The sequence below is a fragment of the Cupriavidus sp. 21MJTG02-4 genome, from assembly GCF_057798975.1.
In genome coordinates this window covers 263,483-280,162 of record NZ_JBYOJP010000008.1, presented here as the reverse complement: position 1 = coordinate 280,162, position 16,680 = coordinate 263,483, and the positions used below count along the sequence as shown (strand labels likewise).

At 66.5% G+C, this 16,680-nt stretch carries 18 protein-coding genes; 8 read left to right on the top strand and 10 right to left on the bottom strand.

Annotated features, from left to right (window positions below; translation table 11 throughout):
• Positions 1–2: 2 nt before the first annotated feature.
• The 4 genes from mprA to AC3FKH_RS18400 all read right to left on the bottom strand — a co-directional run bounded on the left by mprA (position 3) and on the right by AC3FKH_RS18400 (position 4,996).
• On the bottom strand, positions 3–1,640 hold the full coding sequence (gene mprA / locus AC3FKH_RS18415) for an MprA protease, GlyGly-CTERM protein-sorting domain-containing form (RefSeq protein ID WP_488677263.1): 1,638 nt from the start codon (positions 1,638–1,640) through the stop codon (positions 3–5).
• A 137-nt stretch (positions 1,641–1,777) separates the two neighbouring features.
• On the bottom strand, positions 1,778–2,218 hold the full coding sequence (locus tag AC3FKH_RS18410) for a hypothetical protein (RefSeq protein ID WP_488677262.1): 441 nt from the start codon (positions 2,216–2,218) through the stop codon (positions 1,778–1,780).
• A gap of 68 nt (positions 2,219–2,286) precedes the next feature.
• Positions 2,287–4,014, bottom strand: a complete 1,728-nt coding sequence (gene recN / locus AC3FKH_RS18405; protein WP_488677261.1) for a DNA repair protein RecN — start codon at positions 4,012–4,014, stop codon at positions 2,287–2,289.
• 64 nt (positions 4,015–4,078) lie between these two features.
• On the bottom strand, positions 4,079–4,996 hold the full coding sequence (locus AC3FKH_RS18400) for an NAD kinase (protein WP_488677260.1): 918 nt from the start codon (positions 4,994–4,996) through the stop codon (positions 4,079–4,081).
• 112 nt (positions 4,997–5,108) lie between these two features.
• On the opposite strand from AC3FKH_RS18400, the gene hrcA reads away from it, so the two are divergent.
• The 3 genes from hrcA (at position 5,109) to AC3FKH_RS18385 (ending at position 7,740) form a co-directional block, all read left to right on the top strand.
• Positions 5,109–6,149: a heat-inducible transcriptional repressor HrcA gene (hrcA, locus tag AC3FKH_RS18395; protein WP_483710987.1), complete on the top strand. Its 1,041-nt coding sequence runs from the start codon at positions 5,109–5,111 to the stop codon at positions 6,147–6,149.
• A gap of 83 nt (positions 6,150–6,232) precedes the next feature.
• The gene (hemH, locus tag AC3FKH_RS18390; RefSeq protein ID WP_488677259.1) at positions 6,233–7,348 is read left to right on the top strand and encodes a ferrochelatase; all 1,116 of its coding nucleotides are present in this window, start codon (positions 6,233–6,235) and stop codon (positions 7,346–7,348) included.
• Complete coding sequence (locus AC3FKH_RS18385) at positions 7,345–7,740, top strand: RNA-binding S4 domain-containing protein (protein WP_488677258.1); 396 nt, start codon at positions 7,345–7,347, stop codon at positions 7,738–7,740. The genes hemH and AC3FKH_RS18385 overlap by 4 nt, the downstream gene beginning before the upstream one ends.
• Positions 7,741–7,812: 72 nt before the next feature.
• Here AC3FKH_RS18385 and AC3FKH_RS18380 read toward each other — a convergent pair whose 3' ends face one another.
• A complete protein-coding gene (locus tag AC3FKH_RS18380) occupies positions 7,813–7,977 on the bottom strand; it encodes a hypothetical protein (protein ID WP_483710990.1) in 165 nt (54 codons plus the stop codon).
• Positions 7,978–8,248: 271 nt separating this feature from the next.
• Between AC3FKH_RS18380 and grpE the strand changes: the two genes are divergently transcribed.
• Together grpE and AC3FKH_RS18370 are read left to right on the top strand one after the other, a co-directional pair.
• The gene (gene grpE / locus AC3FKH_RS18375; protein WP_488677257.1) at positions 8,249–8,803 is read left to right on the top strand and encodes a nucleotide exchange factor GrpE; all 555 of its coding nucleotides are present in this window, start codon (positions 8,249–8,251) and stop codon (positions 8,801–8,803) included.
• 105 nt (positions 8,804–8,908) lie between these two features.
• Positions 8,909–9,334, top strand: a complete 426-nt coding sequence (locus AC3FKH_RS18370; protein WP_488677256.1) for a thioredoxin family protein — start codon at positions 8,909–8,911, stop codon at positions 9,332–9,334.
• Here the strand turns inward: AC3FKH_RS18370 and AC3FKH_RS18365 are convergent.
• Entirely contained in the window at positions 9,331–10,623 is a 1,293-nt protein-coding gene (locus AC3FKH_RS18365; RefSeq protein ID WP_488677255.1) for a phospholipase A, read from the bottom strand. The genes AC3FKH_RS18370 and AC3FKH_RS18365 overlap by 4 nt on opposite strands.
• A gap of 138 nt (positions 10,624–10,761) precedes the next feature.
• Complete coding sequence (locus AC3FKH_RS18360) at positions 10,762–11,193, bottom strand: DUF1841 family protein (RefSeq protein ID WP_483710994.1); 432 nt, start codon at positions 11,191–11,193, stop codon at positions 10,762–10,764.
• Between the two features lie 101 nt (positions 11,194–11,294).
• Between AC3FKH_RS18360 and AC3FKH_RS18355 the strand changes: the two genes are divergently transcribed.
• Complete coding sequence (locus AC3FKH_RS18355; RefSeq protein WP_488677254.1) at positions 11,295–12,221, top strand: DMT family transporter; 927 nt, start codon at positions 11,295–11,297, stop codon at positions 12,219–12,221.
• An 89-nt stretch (positions 12,222–12,310) separates the two neighbouring features.
• A complete protein-coding gene (locus tag AC3FKH_RS18350) occupies positions 12,311–12,898 on the top strand; it encodes a malonic semialdehyde reductase (RefSeq protein ID WP_483710996.1) in 588 nt (195 codons plus the stop codon).
• 63 nt (positions 12,899–12,961) lie between these two features.
• Here the strand turns inward: AC3FKH_RS18350 and nth are convergent, their stop codons facing one another.
• The gene (gene nth, locus AC3FKH_RS18345; protein ID WP_483710997.1) at positions 12,962–13,606 is read right to left on the bottom strand and encodes an endonuclease III; all 645 of its coding nucleotides are present in this window, start codon (positions 13,604–13,606) and stop codon (positions 12,962–12,964) included.
• The gene (rsxB, locus tag AC3FKH_RS18340; RefSeq protein ID WP_488677253.1) at positions 13,603–14,334 is read right to left on the bottom strand and encodes an electron transport complex subunit RsxB; all 732 of its coding nucleotides are present in this window, start codon (positions 14,332–14,334) and stop codon (positions 13,603–13,605) included. The genes nth and rsxB overlap by 4 nt, the downstream gene beginning before the upstream one ends.
• A gap of 207 nt (positions 14,335–14,541) precedes the next feature.
• Here rsxB and AC3FKH_RS18335 point away from each other — a divergent pair, with 207 nt between their 5' ends.
• Positions 14,542–15,174, top strand: coding sequence for a TetR/AcrR family transcriptional regulator (locus AC3FKH_RS18335; protein WP_488677252.1), 633 nt, complete (start codon positions 14,542–14,544; stop codon positions 15,172–15,174).
• 67 nt (positions 15,175–15,241) lie between these two features.
• On the opposite strand, the gene AC3FKH_RS18330 is transcribed toward AC3FKH_RS18335, so the two are convergent.
• Positions 15,242–16,483: a polyhydroxyalkanoate depolymerase gene (locus AC3FKH_RS18330; RefSeq protein ID WP_488677251.1), complete on the bottom strand. Its 1,242-nt coding sequence runs from the start codon at positions 16,481–16,483 to the stop codon at positions 15,242–15,244.
• Positions 16,484–16,680 lie beyond the last annotated feature (197 nt).

The window sequence follows — 16,680 nt, the reverse complement described above, 5'->3', positions numbered from 1 at the left end:
GTTCAGCCGCGGCGCCGCAGCGAGAACGCCAGCAATCCGGCCACGCCAAGCAGGGCCGCCAGCCAGGGTGCCATCGCGCCGCCGCCACCGCCGCCCGACGATGGGGCCGGCGGTGCCGCGGTGGTGTTGGCCGCCGCGGTCAGCGCGCCAGCGGCATCGAGCAGGCCCGCGCCGCACACGCCCGGATTGGTCGTGCAGTAGGTGCCGGACGGATGCGGCCGCGCCGAACTCTTTAACGCGGCCGTGATCTGTGCCGGTGAAAGCGTCCCATTGACGGACAGCATCAGCGAGACCACGCCCGATACCATCGGCGCCGCGAAGCTGGTGCCCTGCGAGTTGATGGTCTTGTAGGCGCCGAGCGAGGTAGTGCCATCGTTCGAGAGCGTGCGGATCTGCGACACCGCCGTCGTGCACATGCCGTTCACGACCTTGGAGTTGCCGCAGCCGCCGCCAGGCGCGCTGATCGCGACCTGCGGCCCGACACTGGCAAAGCTTGAGTTCTCGCCGTCATTGACATGTGCGGTCACGGCAATCACGCCGCTGCAGTCGGCCGGTGCTTCCAGCGCCCCGCCGCTGTTGCCGGCAGCCACGACCACCGACACGCCGCGCCCGACCACATCGTTGATGGCCTGCTGCTCGATGCTGGTGCAGGTGCCGCCGCCGAGGCTGATATTGATCACGCGCGCGGGGTTCACGTTGTCCGGCACATTGGGGACGCTAATGCCGGCAGCCCAGCGCATGCCGTCCACCGTGTCGGAGAGCAGGGCGCCGCAGCGTCCGGCAACCCGTACCGGCAGGATGCGCGTGTTCCAGTCGACCCCGGCAATGCCCTGGCCATTGTTGGTCAGGGCGCCCAGCACGCTTGCCACGCGGGTGCCATGCCAGGAGTTGGACGTGGCCGTGGTGGTCGGTGTGGAGCTGCCCGGGCAGAGAAAGCCTGACGGCACATTATCGCCGGCGTCCGTGGGATCGCTGTCGCGGCCGTCGCCGTCATTGGAGACCGTGGTGCTGCTGATGAAATCGTAGCCGGCAACCAGCTTTGCGGCCAGATCAGGGTGGGGCAGGTAGCCGGTGTCGAGCACCGCGACCACGATGCCCGCGCTGCCGCGCGAGCGGTCCCACGCGCGCGGCAGGTTAGCGCCGCCGACGGCGGTGCCGGTGCCCATCATGTACGGCTGGGCCGAGGCGAATTCGGGATCGTTGGGAATCGTGTCGTGCAGGTGCAGCCAGCGGTCTGGCACGGCGTCGGCGACGCGCGGATCCTGGCGCAACGTGGCTGCCAATGCCTCCGGATCGGGGTGGCTGCCGTCGGCCGTGCCCACCAGGTCAGTATTGCCTGCCATGCTTCGCCGCACGGCGAGGTTGACGCCCGAGTGGCTGCGCAACTGCTGCAGACGGTCTTCTCCGGCCGGCGTGCCTTGCTTGGCATCGCCCATTGCGCCCGACGCACTCGGCGTGAGACTGGTATCACGCCAGCGTACGATGACATTACCGGTATAGGCGGGAGCCGCCTGAACGCCGTCGGCCGCCAGCGTGGCCGGGGCATGGATTGCCCAGCACAGCGCAACGAGCGCGGCGGCGGCCCATCGGAGGACAGCGGCGCGGCTGCGCCTGGAAACCTGGTGCGACAGGTGCGGCATGAACGCCTCCCGGTGCGCCCCGGGGCACATGGCGGCATGGCCGCCAGCGCCCGGGACAGTGCTATGTAGCGAATACGATCCGTTCGGATTCAGCAAGTTCGATGAAGGCTTGTCCCGGACAACGATGCTTCGGCCGCTCAGCTCGCCGGCATGTCGCGGCTGACTGGCATGGTGTGGTTTGGCTTGAGCATACGGTCAGGCTCGGCCGTGCCGATGCGCGGTACCGCACGCAACGTCGCCAGGGCCTGGTCCATGGTGGCATCCGGCGAGGCACTGATGGCCGTCACCAGCCACACGCCGCCGGACAGGGGCCGCTTGACCACGTAGCGGATCGGGCCTTCGATGGTGTCGAGCAGCTTGCCGGCTTCCTCGGAGACATTCACGTCGGGCGCCGTGAAGCGGACCATGATGTCGCCGACCACCCGATCCGCCGAAATCGCGCCGCGCGGAGGTTGCGATGCCTTGGGCTGGGCCTGGCAGCCGGTCAGCGCCAGCAGTGCCGCGATGGCGAACGCCCCGGCGGCGAACACCGGCACGAAGGCGCGCCGGCGACCGGCGGACGGCAGAGGGCGGGTCATGGTTTGCTCCTGTGAATACGTGAATAGGTGGCGACGGCGATTGCCAGCGGCCTCGGGCGCTGGCCGGTTCAGCCGGCGCTGCGCCGCGAGCGCCGGCCTTCCTTGCCGCCGCTCGCGCGCGCGCCTTGCGCGAGCATTTCCTCGGCGTGCTGGAGCGTGGTGGCGGTCACCGTCGCGCCGCCGAGCATGCGGGCGGTTTCCACCACGCGGCCGGCGGCGTCGAGCGCGCGGATGCGCGAGCGCGTGACCGACACGGACCCGTCGCCCGTGGTTTCCTTGCTGACCAGCAGATGCTGCCCGGCCTGCGCGGCTACCTGGGGCAGGTGCGTCACGCACAGGACCTGGCGCGCGCGCCCGAGTTCCTGGAGGCGCCGGCCGACCACTTCGGCCACCGCGCCGCCAATGCCGGTGTCGACTTCGTCGAAGATCAGCGTTGGCGTGGGCGATGCTTCGCTGGTGATGACCGAGATCGCCAGGCTGATGCGGGCCAGTTCGCCGCCGGAGGCGACGCGGGCCAGCGGCCGGGCGCTGACGCCGGCGTGGCCGGCGACCAGGAATTCGACCTGCTCCAGGCCATAGCTCTGGCCTTCCTCCAGTGGATTGAGTGCGGCAACGAAGCTGCCGCCCGCCATCGACAGGCCTTGCATGGCGTCGGTGACGGCGGTGGACAGGGCCTTGGCCGCTTCCTTGCGGGCCAGGCTCAGGTGCTGGGCCAGCGTCAGGTAGGCCGCCTTGGCGGCCGCCTCGCGCGCGAGCACCTTGTTGATGTCCTGCGCCGACTGCAGGTCGTCGAGCTGCTGGCGGCGCGCCAGCAGCTCATCGGCGAGCTGCTCGGGCGGCAGGCGGTACTTGCGCGCCGTGGCGTGCAGCGCCTGCATGCGGTCGCTGACGGCTTCGAGCCGTTCGGGGTCGAGTTCGAGGCGGTCGACATAGCGCATGAGCGAATGCGCGGCTTCCTCGGCCTGTACCTGGGCAGGCTCCAGCGCGGCGAGCACGTCGCGCAGGGCGGGGTCGACGTCGGCAAGCTGCTGCACGCGGTGCACGACGGCATTGAGCGCCGACAGGACCGAGCCGTCGGCTTCGGACAGGGCATCGAGCGCGGCGCGGCTGCCGTCGATCAGGCCCGCCGCGTGGGACAGGCGGTTGTACTCCGCCTGGATCTCTTCCCATTCACCGGGCTGCGGCGCGAGCTTGTCGAGTTCGCCGACCTGCCATTCGAGCCGCTCGCGTTCGAGCTGCATTTCGCGCGACTGGTGCTCGACCGCCTCGCGCTGGCGCACGCAGGCGCGCCACGCGCGCCAGGACTCGGCTACCGCGCCGGCCTGCTGGGTCAGCCCGGCATGGGCGTCGAACAGCAGGCGCTGGGCGTCGGGGCGCAGCAGCAGCTGGTGGGCATGCTGGCCATGGATATCGACCAGCTGGTCGCCGACCTCGCGCAACTGGGCCAGCGTCGCGGCGGCGCCGTTGATGAAGGCCTTGCTGCGGCCGCCGGCGTCGACCGTGCGCCGCAGCAGCACGGTACGCGTGCCGCCGTCGTCCTCGCCGCCCAGTTCACGCTCGTCGAGCCACGCGTCGAGGGCCGCGTGCGTCGAGAAGGTGGCGCTGATGCTGGCGCGCGTGGCGCCTTCGCGCACGATGCCGGCATCGGCGCGTTCGCCCAGCACCAGCGCCAGCGCGTCGATCAGGATCGATTTGCCGGCGCCGGTTTCGCCGGTGAAGACAGTGAAGCCGGACTGGAAATCGAGGTCGAGCGTATCGACGATGACGAAATCGCGGATGGACAGGCTGCGCAGCATCGTGGCGGTGAAAGGGTTGGGTCGGTGCGGACGGTTTGAGCCGGATAGAGCCGGATTCAGTCGCTCAGAGGCGGTTGTCCTCGGTCGGGTACTCGTGCCAGTGCAGCTTCTTGCGTAGCGTGGCGTAGTAGTTGTAGCCCACCGGGTGCAGCAGCTGGATGGTCTTTTTCGAGCGCCGCACGACGATGCGGTCGCCCGGCAGCAGCGACGTGAGCGACTGCATGTCGAAGTTGACGCTGGCGTCGCGCGCGGTCGCGACCTCGATGGTCACCTCGGCATCTTGCGGCAGCACGATGGGCCGGTTGGACAGCGAGTGCGGGGCGATCGGCACCAGCACCAGCCCTGACAGCGTCGGATGGAGGATAGGGCCGCCGGCGGACAGCGCATAGGCGGTCGAGCCGGTGGCGGTCGACACGATCAGGCCGTCCGAACGCTGGTTGTACATGAAGTTGCCGTCCACCGACACGGCCAGTTCGACCATGCCGGAAATGCCCGAACGGTTGACCACCACGTCGTTCAGGGCCAGCGCCGAGAAGATGCGGCTGTCGTCGCGCACGACGCTCGACTCCAGCAGCAGCCGGGTCTCGGCCTCGTAGCGGCCTTCGAGCATGTCCGGCAGCACCGTCTGCACGTCTTCGAGCGGGATATCGGTCATGAAGCCGAGCCGGCCGTGGTTGACGCCGATCAGCGGCACGTTGTGGCCGGCGAGCTGGCGGGCAAGCCCGAGCAGCGTGCCGTCGCCGCCCAGCACCACGGCGACGTCGGCCTCCCGGCCGATTTCCTCAGCAGTCAGTGCGGGATAGCCGGTCAGCCCCGTGGCCTGCGCGGTCTCGCGTTCGAACACCACATCCTGGCCATTGCGCAGGATGTAGGACGCGAGCTCCTCCAGCGGGCCTTCGATGCCGGCAGTCGAGTACCGGCCCACGAGGGCCACGGTCTTGAACGGGGTGCGCAAGGCGCTGGTTTTGGGGGGGGCAGACATGCGGGGATTAGACCATACCGCCGTGACCGTTGCCAGCATGGGGCGGACGCGCCATGTGGCGGGGGCCGCCCGGGCGCCCGAAGCGGTAAAACTTGCGTAAAATCGGGGCATCATGGATGAACGTTCGAAAACGCTGCTCAAGACCCTGATTGAGCGCTACATTGCCGAAGGGCAGCCGGTCGGCTCCCGGACCCTGTCCCGGTATTCCGGGTTGGACCTGTCGCCGGCCACCATCCGCAATGTGATGTCCGATCTGGAGGAAATGGGCTTTATCTCAAGCCCGCATACTTCCGCGGGACGGATCCCCACGCCGCGCGGGTATCGCCTGTTCGTCGATACCATGCTGACCGTCAAGCCGATCGAACGCGGCGGCATGGAAATGACGGAGCTGGCGGGCCAGATCCAGGGTCAGCTTGGCGGCCAGCAGCAGCTCGGCCCGCAGCGCGTGATCACGGCGGCCGCGCGGACCTTGTCCAATCTCTCGCACTTTGCCGGCGTGATCATGACACCGCGGCGCGCGCAGTCGTTCCGGCAGATCGAATTCATGCGGCTCTCGGACAAGCGCATCCTGCTGATCATCGTCAGCCCGGAGGGCGATGTGCAGAACCGGATCATCCAGACGGAACTGCCGTACACCCCCGCGCAGCTCATCGAAGCGGCGAACTTCTTCAACGCGCACTACGCGGGCATGAGCTTCGACGCCGTGCGCGACCACCTGCGCGTAGAACTGCGCGACCTGCGGCGCGACATGTCGCAACTGATGCAGGCGGCGGTCGAGGCAGGCAGCAGCGCCATGGAAGAAGAGGACGACCACGTCTACATCAGCGGCGAGCGCAAGCTGCTGGAGGTGGAAGACCTGTCGTCGAGCATGGACAAGCTGCGCCGGCTGTTCGACGTGTTCGAGCACAAGACCAGCCTGCTCCAGTTGCTTGATGTGTCCAGCCATGCGCAGGGCGTGCAGATTTTCATCGGTGGCGAAAGCCAGCTGGTGCCGCTCGAAGACATGGCCGTGATCACCGCGCCGTACGAGGTGGATGGCCAGATCGTCGGCACGCTGGGGGTGATCGGCCCGACCCGCATGGCCTATGAGCGGGTCATCCCGATTGTCGACATCACGGCACGGCTGCTGTCGAGCGCACTGAGCCAGAACTAGGGCCCGTCCAGCGGGTCACACAGTCTGCGTCCCCATTTCCACAGCCGGGCGGCATCCTGCCGCCCGGCCACATCGGAAGCGACATGACGTTTTCTCCCGAACCGGTCTATCAGCACGGCCAGGCGCCGCGCACGGCCATCCTGCTGGTCAACCTGGGCACGCCCGACGCACCGACCCCGAAGGCGGTGGGGCGCTACCTGAAGGAGTTCCTTTCCGATCCGCGCGTGGTCGAGATCCCGCGCCTGGTCTGGCTGCCGCTGCTGCATGGGGTGATCGTGCCCCTGCGCTCGCGCGCCTCGGCCCTCAAGTACGAGTCGATCTGGCTGCGCGAGGCGCATATGACCGGGTCGCCGCTGCTCGTATACAGCGAGCGCCAGGCGCATGCGCTGCAGCGCCTGCTCAACCAGCAGGGCTACGAGGTCACGGTCGCCTGCGCGATGCGCTATGGCAATCCGTCGGTCGAATCCGTGCTGGAGGCGTTGCGCCGCCAGGGCACGGAGCAGGTGCTGGTGTTGCCGATGTATCCGCAATACTCCGGCACCACCACGGCCACGGCGTTCGACGAGGTGTTCCGCGTGCTCGGCCTGTGGCGTAACCAGCCCGAGCTTCGCTTCGTGAAGCATTTCCATGACCATCCCGCCTATATTTCGGCGCTGCACCAGCAGGTTGGCGCGTACTGGGCGCAGCATGGCATGCCGGATTTCGCGCACGGCGACAAGCTGATCCTGTCCTTCCACGGCGTGCCGCGCCGGACGCTGGAACTGGGCGATCCCTATCATTGCGAATGCCTCAAGACGGGGCGACTCCTCGGTGATGCGCTGGGCCTGCAGCCGGGTCAATATCAAGTGACGTTCCAGTCTCGTTTTGGCAAAGCCGAATGGCTCCAGCCCTATACGGCGCCGACGCTGGCGGAACTGGGCAAGGTCGGTGCGGGCCGGGTCGATGTCTTCTGCCCGGGGTTTCCCGCCGACTGCATCGAGACGCTGGAAGAGATTGCTATGGAAGGCCAGACCGAGTTCATGGTGGCGGGCGGCAAGCAGTTCCACTTCATCCCATGCATGAACGATGCCCAGGCCTGGATCGCGGCGCTGGCGGAGATCGCCTTGCAGCACCTGCAGGGCTGGCCGCTGAACGTGCCGCATCCGCATGAACTGGAAGCGCGCCGCAGTCGCGCGCAGACCCGTGGAGCGGCAGCATGAACGTCAGTTTCGAGCCCGACGCGCGCCTGCGTATCGACAAATGGCTTTGGTGCGCACGCTTCTTCAAGACCCGCTCGCTTGCGGCAGAGGCCGTCGAGCGGGGCAAGGTCACGGTCAACGGCCAGCCATGCAAGAATTCCCGCGAAGTCCGGCCGGGCGACATGGTCGTGCTCGAAGCCCATCAGCAACGCTGGGAAGTGATGGTGAAGGGCATTGCGCAGGCGCGCGGCCCGGCGCCGGTGGCACAGACGCTCTATGCGGAAACCGAGGCCAGCCACGCCCGTCGTCAAACCGAAGCCGAGCAGCGGCGTTTCCAGCCGGAACCGTCGTCGCAGTTGCAGGGCCGTCCCACCAAAAAGGACCGGCGGCGCATTGATGATTTCAGGCGCTGAACGCGACAACGCGGCCGTTCCGGCAAGCGCCGGTACGGCCGCGTTGAAGGATCAACGTCAGGCAGCAGCGTGTTACGGATTGACGCCGATGTAGTGGACGAGGTAATGCTTGAACACGGCCTTGCCGCTGCCATACTCCGTATCGCGCGGGGTCAGGGCCCCGGACAGGCAGATGAAGACTGTCATGAATGACAGCGCGGCAAGCAGGCAGAGCGTCACGACGGGAAGCTTGTGCATGGCCAACCTTTCGGGAGAGGCACAAATGTGATCCAACTCCAGACCCCCGTTATTTTTGTCATTTTTCTTGATAAGAATGTTAGTGAGTGCAGTGCAACAAAGCAATAAGCGTTCAATTGCACAAGGGGGTCGTTTGTAACGGTGTGTTTCGGGGTCTCTTTGCAACCACCCTTGAAAAAAGTCGGGTTGCCACCAGATCAGCGGGACACACGCCGATTTACCCACCGCGGCCTGACCGGACGGCCGCGACAATGCATTGATACGGATCGACATGGAAGAACAGAAGCAGACGCCATCCACCCCGACGCCTGAGTCCGCCGCCGAAGCGGCCATCAACGCCGCGGCCGCCGCGCCGGAGACTGCCGCCGTGGACGATGTGGCGGCACAGCTTGCCGCGCTGGAAGCCAAGGCGCGCGAGCACTACGACATGTACTTGCGCTCCGTGGCGGAAAGCGAGAACATCCGCCGCCGGGCGCAGGAGGACGTGTCCAAGGCGCACAAGTTCGCCATCGAGAATTTCGCCGACAACCTGCTGCCCGTGATGGACAGCCTGCAGGCCGCGCTGGCGGACGGTTCGGGCGATATCGCCAAGCTGCGCGAGGGCGTCGAACTGACCGCGCGCCAGCTGGCCGCTGCCTTCGAGCGCGGCAAGATCGTGGAACTGAACCCGGTGGGCGACAAGTTCGACCCGCACCGCCACCAGGCTATCTCGATGGTGCCGTCCGAGCAGGACGCCAACACCGTCGTGACGGTGCTGCAACGCGGCTATATGATCGCCGACCGCGTGCTCCGCCCGGCGCTGGTAACGGTTTCGGCACCCAAGTAAGCACGGATCGCGGGTGCGGCTGAACGGTCGCTCCCGCCGACACCATCCTCGACGCCCCGGCGCCAGTCTGGCCCCGGGGCGTCTTGCCATTCACGGAGGCAAGCCATGAGCGACGCAGCACCCGGTACCACGCCATCATCCGCGGCGCACCTGGACCATCGCGCCTTTGACGCGTTCGGCATGCAAGCGGTGGACGAGGCCTCGATCGATACCGCCATCGCCGCGGCGGGCGACAAGCTGGTGTGCGTGTTCTTCTGGGGCGTGGACTGTTTCAACTGCGAAATGGCGAAGCAAGCCATGCTCTCCAACCCCGGGCCGCTCCGCGCCCTGGACCTGCACTGGCTGCATGCCAATGTCTATGCGCACCCGGAACTCGGCCGGCGTTTCGGCCTGCATGGCATTCCGGTCTTCATGTTCTTCCGGAACGGCAAGAAGCTTGGCCGCGCAACCGGCTGGCACGGCCATGGCCAGTTCGCCGCGGCGGTGGCCAACGCGCGCCTGAAGGCGGAAGGCAAGCCGCTCGCCGGCTAGCGCGACAGCGCGTAGCCCAGCCGGAACTGCCAGGGCACCTTCTGGTTGTAGTCGAGCAGGCTTTCGCCATAGCCGGCGAAGTAGCCGGCCATCAGGTATCCGGCGGTGCCCGGTATGAGCCGCGCCAGCGGATAGGTCACGCGCGCGTCGACGCTGCCGTACCAGCTGCGCGTGCCCTTGCGCACCGTGGCGGCAAACTCCCACGAATCGGCCTTGCCATAGGCCAGGTCCAGGTCCATGTAGCCGCGGTAATGCGCGATGTCGGGGTTGTCGTTCTTCTCCAGGTAGGCGTAGAGCTTGGGCGCGACGCGCCAGTGCCAGTTGTTCTGGTCGCCGAAATAGAACGTCGGCTTGAAGAAAACGGTATTGATGCTGCGCGATTCGTTGCCGTTGCGGCCGTTGGACTCGTGCTCCAGCCCGGTGGCCAGCGACAGCCGGCTGATGGCCGGGTTATGCACGCCCGTGTCGGACAGGTAGTAATAAAGGCTCGGCCGGTAGTTGGTGTCGCGGAACGGCTTGGAATCCTGCGACAGGTCCCACAACGAGAACTGCGTGTAGCCGAAGTAGAGGTTGTCGATCAAGCGCCGCGACGACGGATCCTTGCCTTCCAGGATGCGGTACTTGAAGCTGAGCTGAAATTTGGCATTGCCGCCGTCATGCGCGCCGGCGATGAAGTACATCGGGTCATTGAACGACAAGCGCGCGCTGTCACGCAGGTCGGCCGGGACCGGGGCTGGCTGCGCGGCCGAGGCGACGGGTACCACCGGCGCCGGCGTGTTGTCGGCGGGCCCGGCTTCATGTGCGGGCGCGGAGGCGGCGGCTGCCAGCGGCGTCGCGGCCGGCTGGCCGGACGTTGCCTGCTGGTTCAGCGTGACGAGCACCGGCGCGGCGTCGATGCCTGTGGCGTCCAGGCGAATCGTGCCGCGCAAGCCAGGCGGAAGGTCGGCGGCATAGCGGATGGTCCGGTTTTCGCCCTTGCGCAGGGAAACGATGGCAGGGCCCGGTTCCTCGCGCCGCAGCATGAGTTTCACCGGCGCCTGGAGATCGCCGGAGGCGGTGACTTCAATCGTGTCGGGTATTTGGTACCGGCGCGTTCCGGTCTCGGCGCTGATCAGCAGCGTCAGTGCGAGCGGCCGGGCACCGTCGATGACGCGGGGCGGCTGCAGCATCGAGACCGCGGCGTGGCCTGGCAGGGGCGAGGTGCAAGCCAGCAGCAGGCAAAACCATTTCCACTTCGCGCCGGCTCCATGGGCGCGCTTGCCCTGTGCGGGCTGAGACGTCTCGGGCATATCGGGGAAGCGCCGAGTCCGGCTGGACTTCGGCGCAGGCGGATGGCAATGCGGGCAAGCCTACCACGGTAGCCGCTGGCGGTTGTGACGAATTGTACGCAGGGCGCCGGCCCTGTCTTCTGGCGGCGCTGGCGTGGATCAGCGCGACGCGCGGCGCCGCACGTTTTCGACGTATTGCACACCGTCCGGCGGAAGGCCGGTCCGTTGTGCCTGCCATAGCATCTCGCCCAGGCATTCCATGACCTGGTGCTGGGCTTCGTGCGGCGAGTCCAGGCGCTGTGTCAGCGTTTCGTAGGCCTGGCGGATGCCCGGAGGCTGGTCGATGGAGACCTGCTCCGAAATCGACAGGTGCATGGCCAGGTGGAGGAACGGGTTGGTCTGGCCCTTTTCGGGCGTAAAGTCCTGCGCCAGCGCGCCTTCGGTATCGGTCAGCAGCGCCTGGTATTCCGGGTGCTCGCCGATCCAGTCGACGGCAATGGCTTCCAGCGGGGTCAGGACGCCGCCGGAAAGCTGCTTCTGCCAGGCATCGCAGAAGAACCGGCGGACTTCTTCACGGGAGGGATTGAACATGGTGGCGTCATTGTAAACGAGCACTTGCGGCCGTGCTGCCGGTGGCGCCGGCGCCATTAGAATGCGGGATTGGCCAATTGGGCCGCCGTCCGACGTTCTCCATGACCGTTTCCACGTCCGCTGTCTCCGAACGCGCCCGCGAAAAATTCGTGGGTGTGCTGCTGATCGCACTGTCCGCGAGTGCCTTCGGCGCGATGGCGATCTTCGCCCGGTTCGCCTACGAAGCAGGTGCCGATGTCTATGGCCTGCTGACCGTGCGCTTCACGCTGGCCGCCGTGGCGCTGGCGTTCGTGATGCGCGGGCGCGGCATCCGGCTGCCGTCGTGGCGGCGCGTGCTGGCGCTGGCGGCCATGGGCGGCATCGGCTATGTGGGCCAGTCGTTCTGCTTTTTCAGTGCACTCAACCATGCGCAAGCGAGCCTGGTGGCATTGCTGCTGTATCTGTATCCGCTCTTCGTCACGATCCTGGCGGCCATTTTCCTCAAGGAACGCCTGACGACCGCCGCGGTCATTGCGCTGGTGCTGTGCTCGGCGGGCACCGGGCTCACCGTTGGAGGCGGGGAGGGCAGTCCGCTGGGCATTGCGCTCGGACTGGCCGCTGCCGTGATCTATTCGGTCTACATCATTGTCGGCGCGCGCGTCACGGCAGGCGTCAATGCGATCGCCACCACTACGGTGATCTGCACCGCGGCGGCATTGGTCTACGGCTCGATCAGCGTGCTGCGCCTTGGCGCCGGCGTGCCACCGCAATTTCCCGCGACGGCGGGCGGGTGGCTGGCCATGCTCGGCATCGCGCTGCTGTCCACGGTGCTGGCCATCCTCACCTTCTTTGCCGGGCTCCAGCGGCTTGGCGCGGCGCAGGCGTCGATGCTGTCCACGCTGGAGCCCGTCGTCACGGTGGTGCTGGCCGCGGCGTTGCTTGGTGAACATATCAGTGGCGCGCAAGCGGTGGGCGGCGGCCTGATCCTTGCCGGCGTGCTGTGGCTGACCCGTCGTGCCAGCGCACCGCCGAAGATGCAAGAGAATTGAATTCCCTGATCAAAGCGGCTGCATTAGCGTAGCCGGGCGCTTGGGTACAATTCGCGTTCCTCTTTCACCCAATGTACAGGAACGAGCGCATGTCCCAGATTGATCAGGCAGCCCTGGCCCAGTTGTTCACCGAAGCCCGCACGCACAACGTGTGGCAGGATCGTCACGTGGATGACGCCGTGCTGCACCAGGTCTATGAAGCCATGAAGTTTGGCCCGACCGCGGCCAACACCTGCCCGGCGCGCATCGTTTTCGTCAAGAGCGCCGCCGAGAAGGCCCGCCTGGTCGAATGCATGTCCCCCGGCAACGTCGACAAGACCCGTTCCGCGCCCGTCACGGCCATCATCGCTTTCGACAAGGCCTTCCACGACCAGCTGCCCAAGCTGTTCCCGCATGCCGATGCCCGCTCGTGGTATGCCGGCAACGACGCCAAGATCGCCCGCGATGCGCTCATGAACAGCTCGCTGCAAGGCGGCTACTTCATCCTGGCCGCGCGCGCCATGGGCCTGGACTGCGGCCCGATGGGCGGCTTCGATGCCGACAAGATCAACGCCACGTTCTTCCCCGACGGCAAGTGGGAAGTCAACTTCCTGTGCAACCTGGGCTACGGCGAAAGCGACAAGCTGTTCCCGCGCCTGCCGCGCTTGTCGTTCGACGAAGCCTGCCGCGTGGTGTAAGACGGTACTCCCGCCGCCATGAAGAAGACCCGCTGCGGCGGGTCTTTTTAATTTGCGCGACGCTCAGCCGCGCGGGGCCTCGGTCTTGTCGCGGAACTCGCACAGAGGCTCGATCACGCAGTGCCAGCACTCGGGCTTGCGCGCCTTGCACACGTAGCGGCCATGCAGGATCAGCCAGTGGTGGGCATCGTGCAGGAACTCCCTGGGCACCACCTTGAGCAGCTTGTCCTCGACGATCTGCACGTTCTTGCCCGGGGCCAGCCCGGTCCGGTTGGCCACGCGGAAGATATGCGTGTCGACGGCGATGGTCGGCTCGCCGAACGCGGTGTTGAGCACCACGTTGGCGGTCTTGCGGCCCACGCCGGGCAGCGCCTCCAGTGCGGCGCGGTCCTGCGGCACCTTGCCGCCGTGCCGCTCGACCAGGATGCGGCAAGTCTCGATCACATGCTTCGCCTTGGTCTTGTAGAGGCCGATGGTCTTGATATACCCGATGAGTCCTTCCTCGCCGAGGTCGAGCATCTGCTGCGGGGTATGCGCCACCGGATACAGCCTGCGCGTGGCCTTGTTGACGCCGATATCCGTGGCCTGCGCCGACAGCAGCACGGCAATCAGCAGCTCGAACGGAGAACTGTATTCCAGCTCGGTGGCCGGAGCCGGGTTGACCTCGCGCAGGGTCTCGAACAGCGCACGGGACTTGGCTGCGTTCATGGTTTTGCTGGACTGGTGTTGTTGTCGTTGTCCGGGGCGATGTCCTTGCCGGGCCGGGCGGCGGCCTGCTGCTTCTGGCGCGCCCGTTCGATCGCCGCCTGGATGATGGCGCGCTTGCGTTCCTGCGCCGCGCGCTCGGTGTCCGACTGGGCAGCTTCGGCCTGCAATGCCTGCAGCTTGGCGGCGGCCTTGGCGGCGAGCCGGGCGTCGTTCTCCTCGCGCTCGCGCACCAGCCGCTGCTTGCGCGCGACGTAGCGTGCATGGGCGGCATCGGCCTGTTCCTGCGTCCAGGCGTCCCAGCTGGTGCGCTGGCCGGTGACGGGCACCATGTCGATGCAGTCGACCGGGCAGGGCGGCACGCAGAGGTCGCAACCGGTGCAGAGTTCCGGAATGATGGTGTGCATCTGCTTGGCGGCGCCGGCGATGGCGTCGACCGGGCAGGCCTGGATGCACAGCGTGCAGCCGATGCACAGGCTTTCGTCGATGCGCGCCACGGCGCGAGGCTGCTCGACGCCGCGTTCGGGGTCGAGCGGCAGCGGCTCGGTGCCGAGCAGCGCGGACAGGCGGCGGATTCCCTCCGCGCCGCCGGGCGGGCAGCGGTTGCTGGCGGCTTCGCCGCTGGCCATGGCTTCGGCGTACGGACGGCAACCGTTGAAGCCGCACTTGGTGCACTGGGTTTGCGGCAGCAGCGCCTCGAGGCGGTCTGCGAGGGTGTGGGAGGAACTCACGACAACGGCAAGAATGGCGGGAAGGGGAAACGTTCGCGGCGACGGCGGGCTGCCGGCGGAATCGCGCGCCGGCCTCTGCGGGCCATGCGCCGCACGGATTATCCCCGATTTCGCGATCGGGCAAAACCGGCCATCATGCGCGACGGCCAGCCGGCCAGAAGCGTGCGTGGCTGTGCCATAATCCGCGCAAACATCGACCCTTACCCCATGTCAAACGAGACCAGAACCAAACGGGACCCAGAGGGCACGCGCCGCCGCATCCTGGCGGCGGCCACGGAGGAATTTGCCAAGGGCGGCCTGGCCGGCGCCCGCGTCGACCAGATCGCGCGCCGCGCCGAGACCAACGAGCGCATGCTGTATTACTACTACGGCAGCAAGGAAGGGCTCTTCCTTGCCGTGCTGGAGAAGCAGTACGCGGAGTTCAGGGCTGCCGAGGAGCAGCTGCACATCACGGACGAAGACCCGGTTGCAGCAGTCCGCACGCTGGCCCGCTTCGTCTGGGACTGGTACTACCAGCACCCCGAGTTCATCCGGCTCGTCAACAGCGAAAACCTGCATGAGGCGCGCCACCTGAAGAAGTCGGCGCACCTGCATCAACTCGTCAATCCGATCGTCAACGTGCTGGCGGACATCATCCGTCGCGGCCAGCAGCAGGGGCTGTTCCGCGACAACGTCGATGTCCCGCAGTTCTACCTGACCATCTCGGCGCTGGGCTATTACGTGCTGTCGAACTGCTACACGATCAGCGCGGTGATCGGCCGTGACGTGGCGTCGCAGGACGAGCACGAGCGGTTTGCCGAGCTGCACACGGAGATGCTGCTGAGCTACCTGCGGCGCTGACTCCGCCGCGGGCCTTCAAATGAATAACGCCCGCAACCGCGGGCGTTATTGCATGGCAGCGTACCGGTTACCGGTACTTGCGGATGAAGTCGCGCAACTGCGGATAGATCTCATCGCGCCAGCGGCGGCCGGAGAAAATCCCGTAGTGGCCGCACTTGGTGGCGGACAGGTGATGCTTGTCCGCGTCCGCGATGCCCGCACACAGATCATGCGCCGCGGCAGTCTGGCCGGCGCCCGAGATGTCGTCGAGCTCGCCTTCCACGGTCAGCAGCGCGGTGCCCTTGATGTCCTGCGGGCGCACCGGATCGCCGTCGATGGCCCAGGTGCCGTTGGCCAGCCTGAATTCCTGGAAGACTTCGCGGATCGTGTCGAGGTAGTACTCGGCCGCCATGTCGAGCACGGCGTTGTACTCGTCGTAGAAGCGCACGTGCGCTTCCGCGTCGTCGGCATCACCCTGGAGCAGGCTCAGGTAATAGTCATAGTGCGACGACAGGTGACGGTCCGGATTCATCGCCACGAAGCCGGCATGCTGCAGGAAGCCGGGATAGACGCGGCGGCCATGGCCCGGGTAGTTGGCCGGAACGGTGTAGATGACATTGTTCTCGAACCACTCGTACGACTTGTTGGTCGCCAGCGAATTGACCGCGGTCGGGCTCTTGCGGGCATCGATGGGGCCACCCATCATCGTCATGGTCCGTGGCGTCTTCTCGCCGGCCGAGGCCATCAGCGAGATCGCCGCCAGCACGGGTACCGTCGGCTGGCACACCGAAATGACGTGCAGCTTGTCCGCGCCGATGTGACGGATGAACTCCTGGATGTAATGGATATAGTCCGACAGGTGGAAAGGACCATGTTCGGCCGGCACCATGCGGGCATCGATCCAATCGGTCACATAGACCTTGTGGTCCTGCAGCAAAGTGCGCACGGTATCGCGCAGCAGCGTGGCATGGTGGCCCGACAATGGCGCGGCCACGAGGACCACGGGCTCGTCCTTCAGCAGCTTGATGGTGTCCGGATCGTCGGCATAGCGCTTGAAGCGGACCAGCTTGCAGAACGGCTTTTCCAGGATGGTCTGCTCGACGATCGGGATATCGCGGCCATTCGAGCGTACCGACCTGATGTCAAACGCGGGCTTCTCGTATTCCTTGCCGAGCCGGTACAGGAGCTCATATCCGGCTGCCAGGCGGGGTGCGCCGGGAACCAGGGACAACGGGCTGAGGGGATTGGTGAAAGTCTTGGCGGTCGCCTGTGCCCACGCGGTCAGCGGGTGCAGCATCGAACGCTGGAACTCATGCAGTTGGTAGAGCATGGCGGTATGGCCTGGTAATACGTCTTTCTGGAGGGGCACTATCGTGGACTTGCGTGCTGATTATGCACGCAACCAAACGATCGTGCTGTGCAGCATATACCCTAAGGTACGGCGGCAATGGGAAAAGACAATAGCCCAAAGGCCTTAATTCCGCATGACAAAACGGCATGACAAAAGAAAAAGGCAGCCGTAGCTGC